Origin of the sequence: Pseudomonas sp. RA_35y_Pfl2_P32, assembly GCF_963970735.1 — a bacterium.
In the GTDB taxonomy this organism is placed as follows: Bacteria; Pseudomonadota; Gammaproteobacteria; order Pseudomonadales; family Pseudomonadaceae; genus Aquipseudomonas.
Genome location: NZ_CAXAQF010000323.1, coordinates 1 through 455 on the forward strand (window position 1 = coordinate 1; position 455 = coordinate 455).

Genomic DNA, 455 nt, shown 5'->3' on the forward strand with positions numbered 1-455 from the left:
GACGGTGACTGCGATGACGATGCCGCCGGTGGCACTTTGGCCAAATACTGTGCCCTGAGGTCCGCGGAGTACCTCGACCCGCTGGAGATCGAGAAAATCCTGCTGGAGGGCATAAGGGCTGACGATGTAGACGCCGTCGATGTGGAAGGACGTGCCTGGCTGCGCGCTGAGATTGTCGGTGGCTTCGTAGCCGATGCCACGGATCGACACGACCCGCACGAAGCTGCCGCTGTTGGCAACCGTCAAGCCAGGAACGAAGCCGTTCATGTCGATGAGCTGCGTGATGTTGGACTGTTTGAGCGTATCGGCAGTCAGCGCAGTGATAGCCAGCGGCGCCTTTTGAAGAGTCGTTTGCCGCTTTTCGGCAGTCACGACGATGTCGCCGGTTTGTTCTGCCAAAACTCCAGCGGAGGCTGTGGAAACCTGCGACGGGGCGCTCGGCGCCGTAGTTGCCG

1 protein-coding gene is annotated in these 455 nt (G+C 60.9%); it reads right to left on the reverse strand.

The features are described 5' to 3' along the window. On the reverse strand, positions 1–399 hold a 399-nt coding region (locus tag AACY45_RS28505), incomplete at its 3' end, for a TonB-dependent receptor plug domain-containing protein (RefSeq protein ID WP_339548809.1). Between the last annotated feature and the right edge of the window lie 56 nt (positions 400–455).